Raw genomic sequence first — 18287 nt, forward strand, 5'->3', positions numbered from 1 at the left:
GTGATGGGATCCTGGGGCCAAACGGAGGCATGGAGAGGAAGCCGGTGCGAGTCCGGCGCGGTCCCGCCACTGTCACCGGGGAGCACGCTCGGAAAGTGCCACGGCGGACCGTCAGGGGCCGTTGGAAGGCCCGGGGGTGCGTCGGACCCGGAAGCCAGGAGACTCTCGCCCCCGGTACGTCGATCCAGGGCGCGGACCCTGAGTGAGGACACCCACGCGATGCAGGCTGCCCCGCCCGGTTGGATCCCCGGCTTCTCGATGTTGTGCGCCCGCTGACCCGGGCCGCGGCCTTCGCGGTGGGCGCCGTCGTGGGCTACGCCGCCGACGCCCGGTACGCCGACCCGCGCCGCGGCCACCCCGTCGCCCTGTTCGGCACGGCCGCGGGGCGGCTGGAGCGGCGGCTGTGGCGCGACGACCGGGCGGCCGGTGCCGGGTACACCGCGGTGTGCGTGGGTGCGGTCGCGGCCGGCGCGCTCGCCCTGGACCGTACGGTCGGGCGCCGTCCGCTGGGCCGGGCCGCGTTGGCGGCGGCGGCGACCTGGACGGTGCTCGGCGGCACCTCGCTGACCCGGGAGGCCCGCACCGTCGGACGCTCGCTGGCCGCAGGCGACCTGACGGCGGCCCGGGAGCGGCTGCCGCACCTGTGCGGGCGGGATCCGAGTGCCCTGGACGGGCAGCAGATCGCCCGGGCGGTGGTCGAGTCGGTGGCCGAGAACACGGCGGATGCCGTGGTGAACGCACTGGCCTGGGGTGCCCTGGCGGGCACGCCGGGGCTGCTGGCGTTCCGCGCGGTGAACACCCTGGACGCCATGGTGGGCCACCGCTCGCCCCGCTACGCCCGCTTCGGCTGGGCCTCGGCCCGGCTGGACGACGTGGCGGGCTGGCCGGGCGCCCGGCTGACGGCCCTGCTGACGGTGGCCGCCGCGCCCGAGCCCCGGACCGCCTGGCGGGTCTGGCGCCGGGACGGCTCCGCGCACCCGAGCCCGAACGCGGGCCAGGCCGAGTCGGCCTTCGCGGGGGCGGTCGGGGTCCGGCTGGGCGGGACGTTGCGGTACGGGGAGCGGGTGGAGCACCGGCCCGTCCTGGGTGCCGAGTTGCGGCCGGTGACGGTGGACGACATCGAGCGGGCCTGCACGCTGTCCCGGCGGGTGGGCGCGCTGGCGCTGGGTACGACGGTCGCGGGGCACGTCCTGCTGCGCATGCTGATGAGGAAGAGGGGTGGGGCATGACCAACGCACTGCTGGTCGCGGGGACGACCTCGGACGCGGGCAAGAGCGTGGTGACGGCCGGGATCTGCCGGTGGCTGGCCCGCCAGGGCGTGCGGGTGGCGCCGTTCAAGGCGCAGAACATGTCGCTGAACTCCTTCGTCACCGCCGACGGGGCCGAGATCGGCCGCGCCCAGGCGATGCAGGCGCAGGCCGCCCGGGTGGAGCCGGAGGCGGCGATGAATCCGGTGCTGCTCAAGCCGGGCGCGGACGGCCGCAGCCAGGTGGTGCTGCTGGGCAGGCCGGTGGCCGAGGTGGGCGCGCTGGACTACCGGGAGCGCAAGCCCGTCCTGCTGGAGCGCGCGCTGGAGTGCCTGGCCGATCTGCGCGCCCGCTACGACGTGGTGGTGTGCGAGGGCGCCGGCTCCCCCGCCGAGATCAACCTGCGCGACCGGGACATCGCCAACATGGGCCTGGCCACGGCCGCCGCGCTGCCGGTGGTGGTGGTCGGGGACATCGACCGCGGCGGGGTGTTCGCCGCGATGTACGGGACGCTGGCGCTGCTGTCGGCGGAGGACCAGCGGCACGTGGCCGGCTGGTTCGTCAACAAGTTCCGCGGTGACGCCCGGCTGCTGGCGCCCGGGCTGGAGATGCTGCACGAGCTGACCGGCCGTCCGGTGCTGGGCACGCTGCCGATGCTGCCGGGCCTGTGGCTGGACGCCGAGGACTCGCTGGACCTGTCCACCGTGGTGGACCGGGTGGACGGGCGCGGGCCGCTGGGGGCGGACGTGCTGCGGGTCGCCGTGGTGCGCTTCCCGCGCCTGTCGAACTTCACCGACCTGGACGCGCTGGCCCAGGAGCCGGGCGTGCTGGTGCGCTGGGCGACCCGGCCGGAGGAGCTGGCCGACGCCGACCTGGTGGTGCTGCCCGGCACCCGGGCGACCGTGGCGGACCTCGCCTGGCTGCGCGAGCGCGGCCTGGAGCCGGCGTTGAAGGCGCGGGCGGCGGCCGGGCGGCCGGTGCTCGGGGTGTGCGGCGGCTACCAGATGCTGGCGCACTCGATCGAGGACGAGGTCGAGTCGAAGGCCGGTGTGGTCGACGGACTCGGGCTGCTGCCGACCCGGGTGCGCTTCGGCGTCGAGAAGGTGCTGGCGCGGCCGGTCGGCGAGGCGTACGGGCAGCGGGTGGAGGGGTACGAGATCCATCACGGGGTGGTGGCCGTCGAGGGGGGCGTTCCCTTCCTGGACGGTTGCCGGGTCGGCTCGGTCTGGGGCACCACCTGGCACGGCGCGCTGGAGAACGACGGCTTCCGCCGTGAACTCCTGCGCGAGGTCGCCGACTTGGCGGGCCGGGCGTTCGTACCGGCGCCGGACACCTCGTTCGCCGTGGCGCGCGAGTCCCGGTTGGACCGGCTGGGCGACCTGATCGACGAGCACGCGGACACCGACGCGTTGTGGAAGCTGATCGAGGGCGGGGTGCCGGCGGCCGGATCGCTGCCGTTCCTCCTGCCCGGAGCACCTGGGAGTGACGCATGAGTGAGGTCCGCTATCCGTTCACCGCGATCGTCGGGATGGCCGACCTGCGGCTCGGGCTGCTGCTGAACGCGGTCTCCCCGGCCGTGGGCGGCGTGCTGGTGCGCGGCGAGAAGGGCACCGCCAAGTCGACCATGGTGCGCGCGCTGGCCGGGCTGCTGCCCGCCATCGCCGTCGTGGACGGCTGCCGGTTCGCCTGCGACCCGGCCGGGCCGGACCCGCAGTGCCCGGACGGCCCGCACGCCACCTTCGGGAGCCACCAACGGCCGTCCCAGCTGGTCGAGTTGCCGGTCGGCGTGGCCGAGGACCGGATCGTCGGCTCGCTCGACCTGGAGCGCGCGCTGGCCGAGGGCGTCAAGGCGTACGAGCCCGGCCTGCTCGCCAAGGCGCACCGCGGCGTGCTGTACATCGACGAGGTGAACCTGCTCCAGGACCACGTGGTGGACCTGCTGCTGGACGCCGCCGCGATGGGCCGCTCCTACGTCGAGCGCGAGGGCGTGTCGGTACGGCACGCGGCGCGGTTCCTGCTGGTCGGCACCATGAACCCGGAGGAGGGCGAGCTGCGGCCGCAGCTGCTCGACCGCTTCGGCCTGACCGTCGAGATCGCCGCCACCCGGGAGCCGGCCGAGCGTGCCGAGGTGGTCCGGCGCCGGCTCGCCTACGACGCCGATCCGGCCGGGTTCGCCGACCGGTTCGCGGCGGAGGAGCGGGAGCTGGCCGAACACATCACCGCGGCGCGGGAGTTGCTCCCGAAGGTCGAGCTGACGGATGTGGCGCTGCGTCAGATCACGGCGGTGTGCGCGGCGTTCGAGGTGGACGGGCTGCGCGCGGACATCGTGATGGCCCGCACCGCGGTCGCGCTGGCCGCCTGGGCCGGGCGGACGGAGGTGCTGGAGGAGGACGTCCGCAAGGCCGCCCAGCTGGCCCTGCCGCACCGGCGCCGCCGCAACCCCTTCGACGCCCCGGGGTTGGACGAGGAGCAGCTGGACCGCACGCTGGAGGAGCACGCCCAGCCGGAGGAGCCGGAGGTCGAGCCGGATCCGGAGCCGGAGGGTGACGGGCCGGAGCCCGACGGGGACGGTCCGGACGGGGGCGGTGACGGCGGCCCGGGTGACGGCGGCCCCGACGGCGGCGGCGCGCCCGAGCCGGCCGACGGCGCGGCCCCGGAGCCCGCGGCCACGGACACCGAGGCGCCCGAGCCGCAGCCCGTACCGGCCCAGCACCCCTCCCCCGCCCGGGAGTCGGCACCGGTCGCGGCCGGGGACCCGTACCGGACGCGGCTGTTCACCGTGCAGGGCACCGGCCACGGCGCCCAGGGCCGCCGCTCCCCCGCCGAGACCACCGGCGGGCACACCGTCCGGGCCCGCCGCCCGCAGGGTGCGCTCAGCCGGCTGCACCTGACCGCGACCCTCCAGGCCGCCGCGCCGCACCAGGTGGCGCGTGGGCGGGCCGGCCGGGCGCTGGTGCTGCACAAGGACGACTTCCGCGAGCAGGTGCGCCAGGGACGGGAGTCCAACCTGGTGCTGTTCGTGGTGGACGCCTCCGGCTCGATGGCCGCCCGGCAGCGGATGACCGCCGTCAAGGGCGCGGTGCTGTCGCTGCTGATGGACGCCTACCAGCGCCGGGACAAGATCGGCATGATCACCTTCCGCGGCGCGGACGCCGAACTGGCCCTGCCGCCCACCTCCTCGGTGGAGGTCGGCGCCGCCCGGCTGGAGACCCTGCCCACCGGCGGGCGCACCCCGCTGGCGGCCGGCCTGCTGCGCGCCCACGAGGTGCTGCGGGTCGAGCGGCTGCGCGACCCGAACCGGCGCCCGCTGCTGGTCGTGGTGACCGACGGCCGGGCCACCGGCGGGCGGGACGCGCTCGCCCGCTCCCAGCGGGCGGCCACCCTGTTCGCCGCCCAGGGCACCGCGAGCGTGGTGCTGGACTGCGAGTCCGGGCCGGTCCGGCTGGGCCTGGCCCGCACCCTGGCCGGGCTGCTCGGCGGCAGCGCCGTCAGCCTGGACGAGCTGCGCGCGGAGGGCGTGGCCTCGCTCGTCCGCGCCAACCGACCCGTCTCCACCTCGATCCGAAAGGCGGCCTGAGCCGACATGCCCAAGGGTGTCCCCGAGAGCGTTCCCGACGACGGCCTGACGACCCGTCAGCGCCGTACCCAGCCGATCACCGCCGTGCACACCGGCCCCGGGAAGGGCAAGTCCACGGCCGCCTTCGGCATGGCGCTGCGGGCCTGGAACCAGGGCTGGTCGGTCGGGGTGTTCCAGTTCGTGAAGTCCGCCAAGTGGAAGGTCGGCGAGGAGAACGCGCTGCGCGTGCTCGGCGCCTCCGGCGAGGGCGGCACCGTCGACTGGCACAAGATGGGCTCCGGCTGGTCCTGGATCCAGCGCTCCGCCGAGCAGGAGATGACCAGCGAGGAGGCGGCCAAGGAGGGCTGGGAGCAGGTCAAGCGCGACCTCGCCGCCGAGACCTACCGCTTCTACGTGCTGGACGAGTTCACCTACCCGATGCACTGGGGGTGGATCGACCCGGAGGAGGTCGTCGCGGTGCTCCAGGACCGCCCCGGCAGCCAGCACGTCGTCATCACCGGCCGGTACGCGCCCGAGGCGCTGACCGGGGTCGCCGACCTGGTCACCGAGATGACCAAGGTCAAGCACCCCATGGACGCCGGCCGCAAGGGCCAGCGCGGTATCGAGTGGTGACCTCTTGAACAACGTCCCCCGCCTCGTCGTCGCGGCGCCCTCCTCGGGCGCCGGCAAGACCACCGTCGCCACCGGCCTGATCGCGGCGCTCGCCGCGCGCGGGCTGGCGGTGTCGCCGCACAAGGTCGGCCCCGACTACATCGACCCGGGCTACCACGCGCTCGCCGCCGGGCGCCCGGGCCGCAACCTGGACGCCTTCATGTGCGGACCGGAGCGGATCGCGCCGCTGTTCCTGCACGGCGCGGCGGGGGCGGACGTCGCCGTGGTCGAGGGCGTCATGGGCCTGTTCGACGGGGCCTCCGGGCGCGGGGAGCTGGCCTCCACCGCGCACGTCGCCAAGCTGCTGCGGGCCCCCGTGGTGCTGGTGGTGGACGGCTCCTCGCAGTCCCGCTCGGTGGCCGCGCTGGTGCACGGCTTCGCCTCCTGGGACCCGCAGGTGCGGCTCGCCGGGGTGATCCTCAACCGGGTCGCCTCCGACCGGCACGAGCACCTGCTGCGCGAGGCCCTGGAGGAGGGCTCCGGGGTGCCCGTGCTGGGCGCGCTGCGCCGCTCGGCGGCCGTGGCCACGCCGTCCCGGCACCTCGGGCTGATCCCGGCGGTGGAGCGCTCGGCGGAGGCCTTGCAGGCCGTTGCCGACATGGGCTCCCTGGTGGCGGCTTCGGTCGATCTGGACGCCGTACTGGAACTCGCCCGTACCGCACCGGAGTTGGACGCCGAAGCATGGGATGCCTCGGCGGAGGTCACACCGGTCGGCGGGCGGCCGCGGATCGCGGTGGCCGGCGGTGCGGCCTTCTCCTTCTCGTACGCGGAGAACGCCGAGCTGCTCGGCGCGGCGGGCGCCGAGGTCGTCCCCTTCGACCCGCTGCACGCCTCGATGCTGCCCGAGGGCACCGCCGGACTGGTCATCGGCGGCGGCTTCCCCGAGCTGTACGTCCGGGAGTTGAGCCGGAACGCCGAACTGCGGCGGGCCATCGCCGACTTCGCGGCGGCGGGCGGCCCGATCGCCGCCGAGTGCGCCGGACTGCTCTACCTGGGGCGGGAGTTGGACGGCCTGCCGATGTGCGGCGTGCTGGACAGCGACGCCCGGATGACCGAGCGGCTCACCCTCGGCTACCGGGAGGCCGTCGCCCTGCACGACTCCCCGCTCGCCCCGGCGGGCACCCGGCTGCGCGGGCACGAGTTCCACCGGACGGTCTGCGAACCGGGCGCCGGCGAACACCCCGCCTGGGGCTGGCGCCTGCCGACCGGGCCGCGGACGGAGGGGTTCGCGGGCGGCAACGTCCACGCCTCGTACCTGCACCTGCACTGGGCCGGGGCACCCGGGGTGGCGGAGTCGTTCGCGGGAGCGGCGGCGGTGTTCAATTCCGGGGCGTCCTGAGGGCTTTGCTCCCTAGGATGCGCGCATGGATGTGATCGTTCTCAACGGCGGCTCCAGTTCCGGGAAGTCGAGCATCGCCCGGCGCTTGCAGGAGCTGCTCCCGGAGCCGTGGCTGCACCTCGGCGCGGACACCATGGTGGAGGCGCTGCCGCCGTGGCTGCTCGGCGGCGAGGAGGGCATCGGCGGCCTGACGGACGGGGACGGCACGGTCGAGGTCGGGCCGGCCTTCGCCCGGCTGGACGCCGCCTGGACGCTCGGCGTGGCCGCGATGGCCCGGGCCGGGGCCCCGGTCCTGGTCGACGAGGTGTTCCTCGGCGGCGCCGCCTCCCAGCAGCGGTGGCGCGCGGCGCTGGACGGCCTGGAGGTGCTCTGGGTCGGCGTGCGCTGCGACCCGGCGGTGGCCGCGGCCCGCGAGGCCGCGCGCGGCGACCGGGTCGCCGGGATGGCGGCCGTGCAGGCGTCGGCGGTGCACGAGGGCGTCACGTACGACCTGGTCGTGGACACCTCGCGGGCCTCGGTGGCGGACTGCGCCGACGCCGTCCTCGCCCGTGTCGCGGCCGCCGGATGAGCCCCACGCGGGCGGCCCGTTGCGGTTGACTGTCCGGGGACACCCCCTTCCCACGGAGGCACCCCCATGGCCAGGCAGTACGAGTACAGCGCCGAGCTCCACTGGACCGGCAACCGGGGCACCGGCACCAGCGACTACCGGGCCTACTCCCGTGACGTCGAGGTGTCGGTCGAGGGCCTGCCGGGCATCCTCGGCTCCGCCGACCCCGCCTTCCACGGCGACCCGGCCCGTTGGAACCCGGAGCAACTGCTGCTGGTCTCGCTCGCCCAGTGCCACCTGCTGTCGTACCTGCACCAGTGCGCGGTGAACGGGGTCGTGGTGACCTCGTACGCGGACCGGCCGGCGGGCACCATGACCGTGACCCAGGAGGGCGTGCGCTTCACCTCGGTGGTGCTGCACCCGCGGGTCGAGGTCGCCGAGCCGGGGATGGTGGAGCGGGCCCTCGGCCTGCACGGGGCGGCGAACCGGGGCTGCTTCATCGCCAACTCGGTGAACTTCCCGGTGCGGCACGAGGCCGAGGTGACGGTGGGGGTCCCGGGCTAGCCGCGGGTCAGAGCGTGAGGGTCTGCCAGCCGCGGGTGATCTGCTCGTGGACGGCCGCCTGGTCCGGCGTGGTCGACCGGGCCACCGCGAGCGCCGCCAGCAGCGCCGTGCCGTCCGCCGGGCGGGCGGCCGGGTCGATGGCCAGGGCACGGGCGACGACGGCCGCGAGCCTCGGGTCGAGGGCCTGGACCGCTGCCAGGGCGGCGGGCTCGGGCCCGCTCTCCACGATCCGGCGGATCACCGCGCCCGTGTTGGTCGCCGCGAACGGGCTGACGCCGTACGCGGCGCAGACCACGCAGCACGCCCAGGCCCACACGTCGGCCGCCGGGCCGGGCCGCTCGTCGCCGAACTGCTCCGGCGCCATGTACGTCAGGGTGCCCGGGCCGCCGCCGGTGGCGGTCAGCCGGGTGCCGTCCACGATCGCCGCGATGCCGAAGTCCAGCAGGCGCGGGCCGGCCGTGGTCAGCATGATGTTGGCGGGCTTGAGGTCCCGGTGCACCAGGCCGAGCCGGTGCACCCCGGAGAGCGCCACGGCCAGCGCCAGGGCCAGGGCGTTCAGCGCCTCGGCGGAGCGGATCGGGCCCTGTTCGCGCAGATGGGCGTCGAGCGGGCGCCCGTCCAGCAACTCCATGGCCAGGTACGGGCGACCGGCGTCGACACCGGTGTCGAGCACCCGGGCGGTGTAGGCGCCGGGGACCATCGCCAGCACCTCGGCCTCGCGCTGGAAGCGGCGCAACAGGTCGCCCTCGGCGAGGAGTTCGGGGTTGATGGTCTTGAGCGCGACCTGGGTCGCGGAGCCCTGGCGCTGGGCGAGGTAGACCGTGCCCATGCCGCCGGAGCCGATCCGGCCGAGCAGCTGGTAGCCGCCGATCGTCCGGGGCTCGTGCGCGCCCAGCGGACTGCCGACGGGCGGGGCGGACGCCACCGGCGGCATCACGGGCGGCATCGGCGGGGCCGGCGGGGCCGGCGGGGTGAACTGCGGGGGGACGTAGGGGCCCTGCGGCGGCTGGGCGGTGGGCGCGTACGGGTTCTGCGCGTCCAGGTACGCCTGGAACGCCTGGGCGGCACCGGCCTCCGGAGCGCTCCCCGGCTGGGCACCGACCGCCTTGGGCCGGCCGCTCACGAAGAAGGCGACGAGCTGGAACACCAGGGCCGGGAGGACCAGACCGGCCGGCAGGACGAACACCGCGAGCGCCGCGCGGAGGACCAGCAGGCCGACGACCCGGGCCTGGGTCGCGCCCGCCGACCAGATCTGCGGAGGCAGGTCCGCGGTCAGAAGCCTGCGCTGGGTCAGGTAGCACAGCAGCAGGCAGAGCAGCAGGCAGACAACGAACACGGCGATGTACACGGTCTGCGCCGTGTCGAAGTGCAGACCCACCGAGTAGCCGAGGTACCTCGAGTTGACGGGGTCGAACGGCTCGCCCAGCCCGATGTGCGTCATGTTGCCCACGACGTTGTAGGACAGCAACACCACCACCCCGGCGATGCCCAGCAGGCCCAGCACCAGCTCGCCGACGGTCGCGCCGATCCCGCCCGGCGCACCCCCGCCCGCGTCCGCGCCGGTGGCGGCCAACGCCCTTCGGCGCGAGGCCGTTTGGGCACGCACCAGCACCGGCAGCGTCGCCAGCCGTAGCAGCAGCGCCGCACCGATCATGAGCAGTGCGACGACTTCGAGCACACTCAGCATGCTTCCCCCTGGCTGATCGAGCACACGGAGTATAGGGCCGATGCGGCCCGCGGGCGGAGCTACCGGTCCAGCAGGGCGCCGAGGTAGCGGTCGATCTCCGCGCGCAGCTCCTCCGGCATCGGCACGTACCAGTGCCCGCTGCCCGCGGTCGCGTTGAACAGCACTCCGTCGCACCAGCGGATCAGCCGGCGGGCGTCGCCCTCGGGGTCGGTGGAGCCGGCGGCGGCGAGCAGGACGGCGCCGAGCTCGGCGAAGCGGGCGCCCAACCGGTCGTAGACGACGCGCAGTTCGGGCCGGCGGGTGGCCTCCAGGGCGAGTTCCAGGCGGGCCAGGGTGAGCCTGCGGCCGCTGGTGAGCGCCTGGAACAGCACCTCGGCGCCGACCTCGGCCAGCATCGCGCGGGCCGGTGCGGCCGCTCGGGGGCGCTCGCCCTCGGTGAAGACCGGGTGGTCGACGGTCTCCCGCTCGACGATCCGGGTGAGCACGAGTTCCAGCAGGGCGGCCCTGGTCCGGGCGAGGTTGGAGGTCGAGCCGGCGGGCAGGCCGGCGGCGTCGTCCACGGCGCGGTGGGTGAGTCCGCGCAGGCCGGCCTCGGCGATCAGGTCGATGGCGGCGTCGGCGATCAGGGTCGGGCGCGGGGGCGTCATGGGTCCGATCATGGCCTTTCCTCGGGGGCTACCCAACTCACTACAGCCGTAGTTTACGGCCCACTACATGTGTAGTACGGTGCCGAGCAGTGGCCACTACAGCTGTAGTGGCCGAGAGCGTGGGAGAACAGGAGCCCCCATGGGCCAGCACCAGGCGATCGTCATCGGCGGCGGCATCGGCGGCCTCACCGCCGCCCTCGCCCTCCACCGGCAGGGCGTCCCCGTCACCGTCCACGAACGCGCCGCGAACCTGGAACCCGTCGGCGCCGGACTCGCCCTCGCCCCCAACGCCCTGCGCGCCCTCGACCTCCTCGGCGTCGGCCCCCGGCTGCGCGCCCGCGCCACCGACCACCCCGCCGTCGGCATCCGCCACCCCTCCGGCCGCTGGCTCGTCCGCACCACCGGCGCCGCCGTCCGGGCCCGCTTCGGCGACTCCGTCGCCGCCGTCGCCCGTGCCGAGGTCATCGCCGCCCTGGTCGACGCGCTGCCCGAAGGCACCGTCCGCACCGACTCCCCCGCCACCGTCACCGACCCCGGCGACCACCACCGGCCCGCCGTCGTCCGCACCCGCGAGGGCGACCGGGCGGCCGCCCTGGTCGTCGCCGCCGACGGCATCCACTCCGCCACCCGCAGCCTGTTCTTCCCCCACCACCCCGGCCCGCGCTACAGCGGCTTCACCACCTGGCGCGCCGTCGTCACACCCGGGGCCCGTCTTCGACCGGCCGCCGCCGGCGAGGTCTGGGGCCCCGGCCGCCTCGCCGGGATCGTCCCGCTCGCCGAGGACCGGGTCTACGTCTACGGCGCCGCCCTCGCCCCGGCCGGCGCCCGCGCCGCCGACGAAGCGGCCGAACTCCGGCGGCTCTTCGGCGACTGGTGCGCCCCCGCCCCCCAGCTGTTCGCCCTCGCCGAACCGGACCGGCTGCTCCGCAACGACGTCCGGGAACTCGCCGACCCCCTGCCCGCCCACCACCACGGCCGGGTCGCCCTCCTCGGCGACGCCGCCCACGCGATGTGCCCCTTCCTCGGCCAGGGCGCCTGCCAGGCCATCGAGGACGCCGTCGTCCTCGCCTCGCTGCTCACCCCCGCCGGCGACCCCGCCACCGCCCTCCCCGCCTACACCGCCGCCCGACTCCCCCGCACCACCGCCGTCGTCACCGCCTCCCGCCGCACCGGCAGCCTGGTCGCCCTCCGCACCCCCGCCGCCACCCTCCTGCGCACCACCGCCCTCACCCTGGCCGGCCTCCTCCCCACCCGCACCCTCCTCGGCCGCACCGGCACCCTCTACGACTGGCAGCCCCCCGCCCTCCACCCGGCGGCCTGAGGGTCGGAGCCCGAGTTCACCCGACCACCGGCAGTCGCCCTCGTACTCCCACTGCGGCAACCCGACACCTTTTAGCCGAAGCGCACCCGCCACTCGTCGCCGACCGGCGGCGGCGCGACCTCGTCGCCACGCTCGGGGCTCACGGGGCGACCACCTCACCGTGATCGTCGCCGGGCAGCGGCCTCGTCAGCTCCGCGGTCAACTCCGGGTCGGCGAGGATTCTGGCGGTGGCACGCCATTCCGCTGTCACGCGGTGCAGGTTGGCGTGTACGTCGAGCTCCACGACATCACGCGTCGCCTCGACGAGGTCGACGACGAACTCCCGCACCTCCTCGGCGGAGAGGTGCCTGACCCAGGGGAACACGGCGGGAAGCGCCAGCAGCACGGCGCGCGCGCCCTCGTCGCTGCCGATCAGCGCCGTGAAGAGGCGCGTGGTGACATCGGCGGTCTCCTCTCGCAACACCCGACCGGGTTGTCAGCGGGGATCGGGAGGATGGGCGGCATGACGGACTCAGGGCGGGCCATCGCCGACTACTGGGACGCGGCCGCGGCGGTCTTCGACGAGGAGCCGGACCACGGGCTGCGGGCGCCGGTGGTGCGGGAGGCGTGGGCGCGGCGGGTGCGGGGGTGGTTGCCGGGCGGGGCGGTGGAGGTGCTGGATGTCGGGTGCGGGACGGGGTCGTTGGCCGAGTTGGTGGCGGCGGACGGGCACCGGGTGACGGGGGTGGACCTGGCGCCGCGGATGGTCGCGCGGGCCCGGGCGAAGCTGGCGGCGGCCGGGCTGGCCGGGCGCTTCCTGGTGGGGGACGCGGGCGCGCCGCCGCTGCGGGAGGGCGGCTTCGACGTGCTGCTGTCGCGGCACCTGGTCTGGACCCTGCCCGACCCGGAACGGGCGCTGCGCGCCTGGGTGCGGCTGCTGCGCCCGGGCGGGCGGCTGGTGCTGGTCGAGGGGCGCTGGCGCGAGGCGGGCGAGCAGGCGGCCCCGTACGTCGCCGGGGCGGAGCGGCTGCCCTGGGGCGGCGGCGTGGGCGCCGACGAACTGGCCGCGGCGGTCCGCCCGTTGGTCGCGGAGCTGCGTGTCGAGCCGCTCAGCGGGGACGCGGCCCTGTGGGGCGGTCCGGTGCACGACGAGCGCTACGCACTGGTCGCAACCACCTGACGGATCTTCACCAGCCGCTCCCGAAGGTCCCGTTGATCGGGTCGCTGCGGTGGCAGGCGGGGCAGCGGAGGCGGGTGTAGATCGCCACCGTGCCCATGCAGACGTCCTCGCGGCCGTCGAGCGGGGAGGCCGACCGGGCCGGCTCGCCGCAGTCCGCGCAGCGGCGGTGGGGGCGGGCGGTGATCGAGCAGGCACGGCAGACCAGGTGGGTGGGGTACTCGGCGTGGACGACGACGGGCTGCGGGCCGCCGTGCAGCAGGTGGTCGCACCAGGTGCAGGACTCGTCCTCCTGCGCGGCGAGCATCCGCTCCCTGGTCTCCCGCTGCCACTTGGCCGCGTTCTGCAGCGGCACCTGCACCGGCGGCCCCCACCCGGCGGCGGCGAGCCACTGGGCGCCCTCCGCCCCGGCGGCCCGCAGCTGGTCGTCGACGGCGATGTCCCTGGGGGTCCTGTGCTTCATCGGGTCTCTCCTCCGGCGCGTCGTCCCGATGGGTTAACGCGGCCGGGAGGTGGTGGTCACGCGAACGACCCGGCGGTCAGCCCAGCGGCTCGGTGTCGCCGTGGGCGACGAGGAGCTTGCGGAGCAGGGTGTCGAGCTGGGCGCGCTCGTCGGCGTCGAGGGCGGTGAGGAGGCTCTCCTCGTTGCTGATGTGGCCGGGGAGGGCGGCGTCGATGAGGTCCTTGCCGGCCGGGGTGAGGCGGACCAGGACGGCGCGGCGGTCGGTGGGGCAGGGGTTGCGCTCGACCAGGCCCTTGGCGGAGAGCTTGTCGACCCGGTTGGTGATGGCGCCGGAGGTGACCATGGCGGACTTGAGCAGGGCGCGGGCGTTGAGTTCGTAGGGCTCGCCGGAGCGGCGGAGGGTGGCGAGGACGTCGAACTCGGAGGGGTCCAGCCCGCAGGTGAGGAAGTACTCGCGCAGGGCGTTGTCGACCCGGACGTTGAGCCGCCGCAGCCGGCCGATCAGGGCCATCGCCTCCAGCGGCAGGTCGGGGCGGTTCCTGGCCCACTGCTCGGCGATGTCGTCGACGGTGTCGCGCTGCTGCATGCTCTGTCATCTCCCTCGGACGGCCGGGCTGCTGCCGGTGCAGATATCTTAACATTCACATACTTGACGTTCGCCGATCCCGGGCGTAGAAATATCTCAACGTTCAGATAGTCAACGTTGAGGGGATTGGGAACCGCCATGGACCGCAAGCGCGCAGGGATCGCCGCCACCGCCGCACTCGCCCCGGCCGCCTGGGGCACCACCTACCTGGTCACCACCCAGCTGCTGCCCGAGGGCCGCCCGCTGCTGCTCGCCGCGCTGCGGGCCTTGCCCGCCGGGCTGCTCCTGCTGCTGATCGGCCGCAAGCTGCCCAAGGGGCGCTGGTGGGGGCGCGCGGCGGTGCTCGGGATGCTCAACATCGGACTGTTCTTCCCGCTCACCTTCGTCGGCGCCTACCGCCTGCCCGGCGGCGTGGCGGCCACCATCGGGGCGATCCAGCCGCTGCTGGTCGCCGGGCTCTCGGTCGGGGTGCTCCGGGTCCGGCCCGGGCGGCGGGCGCTGCTCGCCGGACTGGTCGGGGTCGCCGGGGTGGCGCTGCTGGTGCTCAAGAGCGGCGCGAAGCTGGACGGCATCGGCATCGCCGCGATGGTCACCGCGATCGGCCTGATGGCCACGGGCACCGTGCTGACCCGCCGCTGGGGCCGCCCGGAGGGCGCCACCATGATCGACCTCACCGCCTGGCAGCTGCTGGCCGGCTCGGTCTTCCTCGTCCCGCTGGCGGTCCTGGTCGAGGGCGCGCCGCCGGCCCTGAGCACCGCCAACCTGGCGGGCTTCGCCTACCTCGGGCTGCTCAGCACCGCGCTCGGCTACGTGCTGTGGTTCCGCGGCATCGAGCGGCTCGGCGCCGGTCCGGTGTCCTTCCTGGGACTGGTCAACCCGGTGGTGGCCACCGTCGGCGGCCTGGTGGTGCTCGGCCAGACGCTCACCCCGTGGCAGGTGCTGGGGCTGGTGCTGGCACTCGGCGCGATGCTGATCGGCCAGGCCCCGGCCCGCCGGACCACGCCGGTCACCGCGCCGACCCCCACCTCGCCACTCCCCGCCCCGGCAGCCGCCACCGCCACCGCCACCGCCACCGAGCGCCGGGCACCGGCGGTCGCCCGCTGAGGGCCCGCACCCTGCGCTCCCGTCCCCGCCCCGTCGGCCACCGGCCGGCGGGGCACGGACGTACCCGGGCTCAGCCCGTGGCGCGGATGTAGATGTCGGCGGCGCCCGGCAGCCCGCCCGGGACGGCGGCCACGTAGATCCGGCGGGCCGACGGGGCCCGGGTGGGGACGGCGGACGGGCTGGTGGTGGGCGTCCAGGTCGGGGTGGGGACCGGGTCGGGGGTGCTGTCCTCGGGGACGTGCGCGGTACCGCCCGCGCCGCCGGTGCCTCCGGAGCCGTCCGGGTCGGGATCGGCCGGGGCGGGATCCGCCGCGACGGCCATCGGCGCGACGCCCGCCCCGGGGGCCACCACGGCAGCGGGGGCGGAGGCCGACGCGGACCCCGACGGCACGGGCGAGGGCGCTCCCGACTCCCCCAGCGACCCCGCCACCCCCGCCGACAACACCGCAGGCTCCGGCAGCTCCGGCGCCTCGGACGGCTCGTCGCCCCCGAGGGCGGCAGCGAGGTCCGGCGGCAGCGGGGCGGCGGGTCCGGGCGCCGGGAGGTCGTAGGCGCGCAGGAAGTCGCCGAGCCCGGGCTCCTTGCCGCCGCCGAGGCGGTAGTGGAGGTAGGCGACGGGCGCGCCGTCCGAGGTGCGGGTGTAGACGGCCCCGACCGGGACGTAGTAGCGGCCCGCGCCTGGGTGCTGGGAGGGGTGGAGGCCCGCCAGCCGTTCGGCGCGGTCCCGGTCGGTCTCCCGCCCGACCCGGCCGACGGTGAGCGCGTTGACGCCGCGCACCATCAGGGCGGCGCCGGCGGACACGCACAGCACGAGTCCGACGGCGACGGTGCGCCGCAGGACCGGTCGGCCGTGCAGGGCGGGCCAGGAGTCGGTGACCACGCGCTCGGGTGGGATGCCGTCCACGGTTGCTCGTTCCCCCGCTTCGATCAGGACGTCCGACCGGCACCTCGGGTCGGGACGTCGCACTCTGCTCGACGTGGGACGCTAGCGGAGAGTTCCTCAGCCCAGGTAGGCGGGGGCGACGGCGGCCTTGGTGACCAGCCGCGGGGCACCGGAGCCGTCGGCCGGGACGGTCCACAGGTCGGCGCCGTAGTCGCCGGGCAGGGCGTACACCAGCGTCCCGGTGTCGGACCAGAGCGCCTGGTCGTCGATGTTGCGCTGCTCGGCGGTGGCGGTCTCGGTGCCGGTCGCGAGGTCCAGGACGTACAGCCGCCAGGGGGCGTCGGGCGACAGGCCGGGGACGCGCTTCTTGTACGCGATGCGGGTGCCGTCCGGGGAGAGCGAGGGGCACTCGACGTTGTCGTGCAGGGTGGTGAGGGTGCGGGCGGCGAGGTCGCCGCGGACGAGGTGGGTCTGCCCGGAGCTGGCGAGGGTGGCGTAGAAGGTGTTGTCGTCGGCGAAGGTGACGCCCCAGATGTTGACGTCGTGCGCCTGGTACGGGTGGCCGTCCTTGACGACGGCGAAGTCCTCCAGGTTCTCCCGCAGGTTCCAGTCCCGCACGTCGACGATCGAGGTGCGGGTGGAGAAGTCCGAGCCCGCGTAGGAGTCCCCGCTGACGAAGACGGTCCAGGCGGCGAGGTGTCCGGACGGCGAGACCCGGGAGCGGGTGGGGATGCCGGCGGCGGGGAAGGAGCGCCGCTCGTGCAGGTGGTCGTCCAGGACGACGGCGCGGTAGGTGTCGTCGAGCGCGCCGTGCTGGGCCTGGAGGCAGATGCCGGTGCCGGCGGCGGCGTGGAAGCGCAGGCACTGGGTGCCGGAGGCGGTGCGCGGGCCGTCGGGGTGGTCGGCGGGGACGCTGGTGATCTCGTCCCGGTGCGGCCCCCAGGCCATGTTGCGGAAGAGCAACTGTCTTCCGCTGGTCGGAACTCGGAGCGAGACCGGGCCGGGTTCGACGGCCGGCCCGCCGGCCTGGGCGCGGTCCCGTTCGGAGCTGCGGTCGGCGGCGTAGAGGACGGCGCCGGTGCCGACCGCACCGAGCACCAGGACGGCGATCAGCAGCACGAGCACCCGGCTGCGGTTGTTCTGCGGGTTCACGTTCTGCGGGGTCACGTTCTGCGGGGTCACGGACTCTCCTCCACGCTCTGCTCCACGACGACGGGTTCCGAACGGCGCAGCACCACCGCCGCACCGGCCACGCACAGCGCCAGGGCGCCCGCGGACCAGGCGAGGGCGGTCGACCCGCCCACCGCGCTCCACAGCGCGCCGAACAGCAGCGAGCAGGCGAACCGGGCCAGCGCCTGCCCGGTGCCGACCAGGGCGAGCCCGGCGCCGCGCTGTTCGGCGGGGACGGCGTCGGCCGCGGCGGCGGCGAGCACGCCGTCGGTGGCCGCGTAGAAGGAGCCGTGCAGCAGCAGCACGCAGAGCACGGCGGGCAGTCCGCGCAGCGGCGAGAGCAGCAGCCCGTACCCGAGCAGCAGGACCCCGTGGCCGAGCAGGAAGAGGCGGCGGCGCCCGATCCGGTCGGCGAGCGCGCCGAACGGGACGGCGAGCAGCAGGAAGGCGGCCGCGGTGCCGAGCGGGAGCAGCGGGAACAGGGTGACGGACAGGCCGAGCCGGCGCTGGATCAGCAGGTAGAGGAAGGAGTCGCTGACCGTGGTGAGCCCGAGCAGGACGGCGCACAGGGTGAGCCGGCGCAGTCCGGGCAGGCGCAGCAGGGTGAGGCTGCTGCGCAGCGAGGGGGTGGCGGTCGACGGCGCCTCGCCGGTCTGCCGGTTCGGCACGAACAGCAGCAGGATCAGCACGCCGAGCGCTGCGACGCAGGCGCTGACCGTGAACACCGCGTCGTAGCCGTGCCGTTCGCCGCCGTCGGCGAGCAGCGGGCTGCCGGCCAGCCGCAGCACCAGGAAGGCGGTGAGCGGGCCGAGCAGGGCGCCCGCAGTGTCCATCGCCCGGTGCACGCCGAACGCCCGGCCGCGGTGGGCGGGTTCGGTGGCCAGCGAGATCATCGCGTCCCGGGGGGCGGTGCGCAGGCCCTTGCCGGTGCGGTCGACGGCGATGACGGCGCCGATCAGCGGCACGGTGTGGACGAACAGCAGCAGGGGCCGGCACACCGCGGAGAGCCCGTAGCCGACGGCCGCGACGGCCTTGTGCCGGGCGGCCCCGTCGCGGCCGCGGCGGTCGGCGAGGTGGCCGCCGACCAGCCGGACCAGGGCGCTGAACCCGTTCTGGATGCCGTCGAGCAGGCCGAAGCCGAGCGGGGAGAGGCCGAGTCCGGTGAGCAGGTAGAGCGGCAGCACGGCGTTGACCATCTCCGAGGAGACGTCGGTGACCATGCTGACCGCGCCGAGGGCGAGGACCGCCCCCGGCACCGAGCGCAGGGCGGCGCCCCGCCGCACCTGGCCGGTGGCCGGTGCGACGGGGGCCTTCGAGCTGCGGGAGTCCGCGACGTACACGGGCG

General features: G+C 75.5%; 18 protein-coding genes and 1 riboswitch. Of the genes, 10 read left to right on the forward strand and 8 right to left on the reverse strand.

From position 1 onward, the window contains the following. The first annotated feature begins 33 nt into the window (after positions 1-33). Positions 34-165, forward strand: a riboswitch (cobalamin riboswitch). A 98-nt stretch (positions 166-263) separates the two neighbouring features. From ACFY2K_RS18265 to ACFY2K_RS18295, 7 genes are all read left to right on the forward strand, one after another. Further along, positions 264-1229 (forward strand): cobalamin biosynthesis protein, encoded by a 966-nt coding sequence (locus ACFY2K_RS18265; protein WP_387712456.1) that lies wholly within the window; start codon positions 264-266, stop codon positions 1227-1229. After that, complete coding sequence (locus tag ACFY2K_RS18270; protein WP_387712459.1) at positions 1226-2740, forward strand: cobyric acid synthase; 1515 nt, start codon at positions 1226-1228, stop codon at positions 2738-2740. Before ACFY2K_RS18265 ends, ACFY2K_RS18270 begins: the two co-directional genes overlap by 4 nt. Continuing rightward, positions 2737-4824, forward strand: a complete 2088-nt coding sequence (locus ACFY2K_RS18275; RefSeq protein WP_387712461.1) for a putative cobaltochelatase — start codon at positions 2737-2739, stop codon at positions 4822-4824. The genes ACFY2K_RS18270 and ACFY2K_RS18275 overlap by 4 nt, the downstream gene beginning before the upstream one ends. A gap of 6 nt (positions 4825-4830) precedes the next feature. Further along, on the forward strand, positions 4831-5436 hold the full coding sequence (gene cobO / locus ACFY2K_RS18280; RefSeq protein ID WP_375894599.1) for a cob(I)yrinic acid a,c-diamide adenosyltransferase: 606 nt from the start codon (positions 4831-4833) through the stop codon (positions 5434-5436). Positions 5437-5440: 4 nt separating this feature from the next. Continuing rightward, the gene (locus ACFY2K_RS18285; RefSeq protein WP_380525166.1) at positions 5441-6814 is read left to right on the forward strand and encodes a cobyrinate a,c-diamide synthase; all 1374 of its coding nucleotides are present in this window, start codon (positions 5441-5443) and stop codon (positions 6812-6814) included. A 25-nt stretch (positions 6815-6839) separates the two neighbouring features. Further along, complete coding sequence (gene cpt, locus ACFY2K_RS18290; RefSeq protein WP_387712465.1) at positions 6840-7382, forward strand: chloramphenicol phosphotransferase CPT; 543 nt, start codon at positions 6840-6842, stop codon at positions 7380-7382. A 66-nt stretch (positions 7383-7448) separates the two neighbouring features. Then, positions 7449-7925: an OsmC family protein gene (locus ACFY2K_RS18295; RefSeq protein WP_380525168.1), complete on the forward strand. Its 477-nt coding sequence runs from the start codon at positions 7449-7451 to the stop codon at positions 7923-7925. Positions 7926-7932: 7 nt separating this feature from the next. Here ACFY2K_RS18295 and ACFY2K_RS18300 read toward each other — a convergent pair whose 3' ends face one another. Then, positions 7933-9612: a serine/threonine-protein kinase gene (locus tag ACFY2K_RS18300; RefSeq protein WP_387712468.1), complete on the reverse strand. Its 1680-nt coding sequence runs from the start codon at positions 9610-9612 to the stop codon at positions 7933-7935. A gap of 59 nt (positions 9613-9671) precedes the next feature. Then, on the reverse strand, positions 9672-10259 hold the full coding sequence (locus ACFY2K_RS18305; protein WP_387712471.1) for a TetR/AcrR family transcriptional regulator: 588 nt from the start codon (positions 10257-10259) through the stop codon (positions 9672-9674). Between the two features lie 139 nt (positions 10260-10398). On the opposite strand from ACFY2K_RS18305, the gene ACFY2K_RS18310 reads away from it, so the two are divergent. Beyond that, positions 10399-11580: an FAD-dependent monooxygenase gene (locus tag ACFY2K_RS18310; RefSeq protein ID WP_387712474.1), complete on the forward strand. Its 1182-nt coding sequence runs from the start codon at positions 10399-10401 to the stop codon at positions 11578-11580. 139 nt (positions 11581-11719) lie between these two features. Here ACFY2K_RS18310 and ACFY2K_RS18315 read toward each other — a convergent pair whose 3' ends face one another. Further along, positions 11720-12040, reverse strand: a complete 321-nt coding sequence (locus tag ACFY2K_RS18315) for a prevent-host-death family protein (RefSeq protein ID WP_387712477.1) — start codon at positions 12038-12040, stop codon at positions 11720-11722. Between the two features lie 42 nt (positions 12041-12082). Between ACFY2K_RS18315 and ACFY2K_RS18320 the strand changes: the two genes are divergently transcribed. Further along, positions 12083-12739: a class I SAM-dependent methyltransferase gene (locus tag ACFY2K_RS18320; protein ID WP_387712480.1), complete on the forward strand. Its 657-nt coding sequence runs from the start codon at positions 12083-12085 to the stop codon at positions 12737-12739. Between the two features lie 7 nt (positions 12740-12746). Here the strand turns inward: ACFY2K_RS18320 and ACFY2K_RS18325 are convergent, their stop codons facing one another. Further along, positions 12747-13199 (reverse strand): hypothetical protein, encoded by a 453-nt coding sequence (locus ACFY2K_RS18325; RefSeq protein ID WP_387712482.1) that lies wholly within the window; start codon positions 13197-13199, stop codon positions 12747-12749. Between the two features lie 76 nt (positions 13200-13275). Beyond that, the gene (locus tag ACFY2K_RS18330) at positions 13276-13785 is read right to left on the reverse strand and encodes a MarR family winged helix-turn-helix transcriptional regulator (RefSeq protein ID WP_375894574.1); all 510 of its coding nucleotides are present in this window, start codon (positions 13783-13785) and stop codon (positions 13276-13278) included. Between the two features lie 138 nt (positions 13786-13923). Between ACFY2K_RS18330 and ACFY2K_RS18335 the strand changes: the two genes are divergently transcribed. Further along, positions 13924-14889 carry an EamA family transporter gene (locus ACFY2K_RS18335; protein ID WP_387712485.1) on the forward strand — a complete coding sequence of 322 codons (966 nt, stop codon included), beginning with the start codon at positions 13924-13926 and terminating at the stop codon, positions 14887-14889. A gap of 70 nt (positions 14890-14959) precedes the next feature. Here ACFY2K_RS18335 and ACFY2K_RS18340 read toward each other — a convergent pair whose 3' ends face one another. The 3 genes from ACFY2K_RS18340 to ACFY2K_RS18350 form a co-directional block, all read right to left on the reverse strand. Then, a complete protein-coding gene (locus ACFY2K_RS18340) occupies positions 14960-15793 on the reverse strand; it encodes a hypothetical protein (protein WP_387712488.1) in 834 nt (277 codons plus the stop codon). Between the two features lie 96 nt (positions 15794-15889). Continuing rightward, on the reverse strand, positions 15890-16954 hold the full coding sequence (locus tag ACFY2K_RS18345; RefSeq protein ID WP_387712491.1) for a TolB family protein: 1065 nt from the start codon (positions 16952-16954) through the stop codon (positions 15890-15892). After that, positions 16951-18282 (reverse strand): MFS transporter, encoded by a 1332-nt coding sequence (locus tag ACFY2K_RS18350; RefSeq protein WP_380525178.1) that lies wholly within the window; start codon positions 18280-18282, stop codon positions 16951-16953. The genes ACFY2K_RS18345 and ACFY2K_RS18350 overlap by 4 nt, the downstream gene beginning before the upstream one ends. Positions 18283-18287: the final 5 nt, after the last annotated feature.

Origin of the sequence: Kitasatospora sp. NPDC001309, from assembly GCF_042896295.1 — a bacterium.
GTDB lineage: Bacteria > Actinomycetota > Actinomycetes > Streptomycetales > Streptomycetaceae > Kitasatospora.

Coding starts and splice junctions, on each gene's coding strand:
- ACFY2K_RS18270 (WP_387712459.1), top strand. CDS start 1,226: ATGACCAACGCACTGCTGGTCGCGGGGACGACCTCGGACGCGGGCAAG.
- ACFY2K_RS18275 (WP_387712461.1), top strand. CDS start 2,737: ATGAGTGAGGTCCGCTATCCGTTCACCGCGATCGTCGGGATGGCCGAC.
- cobO (WP_375894599.1), top strand. CDS start 4,831: ATGCCCAAGGGTGTCCCCGAGAGCGTTCCCGACGACGGCCTGACGACC.
- cpt (WP_387712465.1), top strand. CDS start 6,840: ATGGATGTGATCGTTCTCAACGGCGGCTCCAGTTCCGGGAAGTCGAGC.
- ACFY2K_RS18295 (WP_380525168.1), top strand. CDS start 7,449: ATGGCCAGGCAGTACGAGTACAGCGCCGAGCTCCACTGGACCGGCAAC.
- ACFY2K_RS18300 (WP_387712468.1), bottom strand. CDS start 9,612: ATGCTGAGTGTGCTCGAAGTCGTCGCACTGCTCATGATCGGTGCGGCG.
- ACFY2K_RS18305 (WP_387712471.1), bottom strand. CDS start 10,259: ATGACGCCCCCGCGCCCGACCCTGATCGCCGACGCCGCCATCGACCTG.
- ACFY2K_RS18310 (WP_387712474.1), top strand. CDS start 10,399: ATGGGCCAGCACCAGGCGATCGTCATCGGCGGCGGCATCGGCGGCCTC.
- ACFY2K_RS18320 (WP_387712480.1), top strand. CDS start 12,083: ATGACGGACTCAGGGCGGGCCATCGCCGACTACTGGGACGCGGCCGCG.
- ACFY2K_RS18325 (WP_387712482.1), bottom strand. CDS start 13,199: ATGAAGCACAGGACCCCCAGGGACATCGCCGTCGACGACCAGCTGCGG.
- ACFY2K_RS18330 (WP_375894574.1), bottom strand. CDS start 13,785: ATGCAGCAGCGCGACACCGTCGACGACATCGCCGAGCAGTGGGCCAGG.
- ACFY2K_RS18335 (WP_387712485.1), top strand. CDS start 13,924: ATGGACCGCAAGCGCGCAGGGATCGCCGCCACCGCCGCACTCGCCCCG.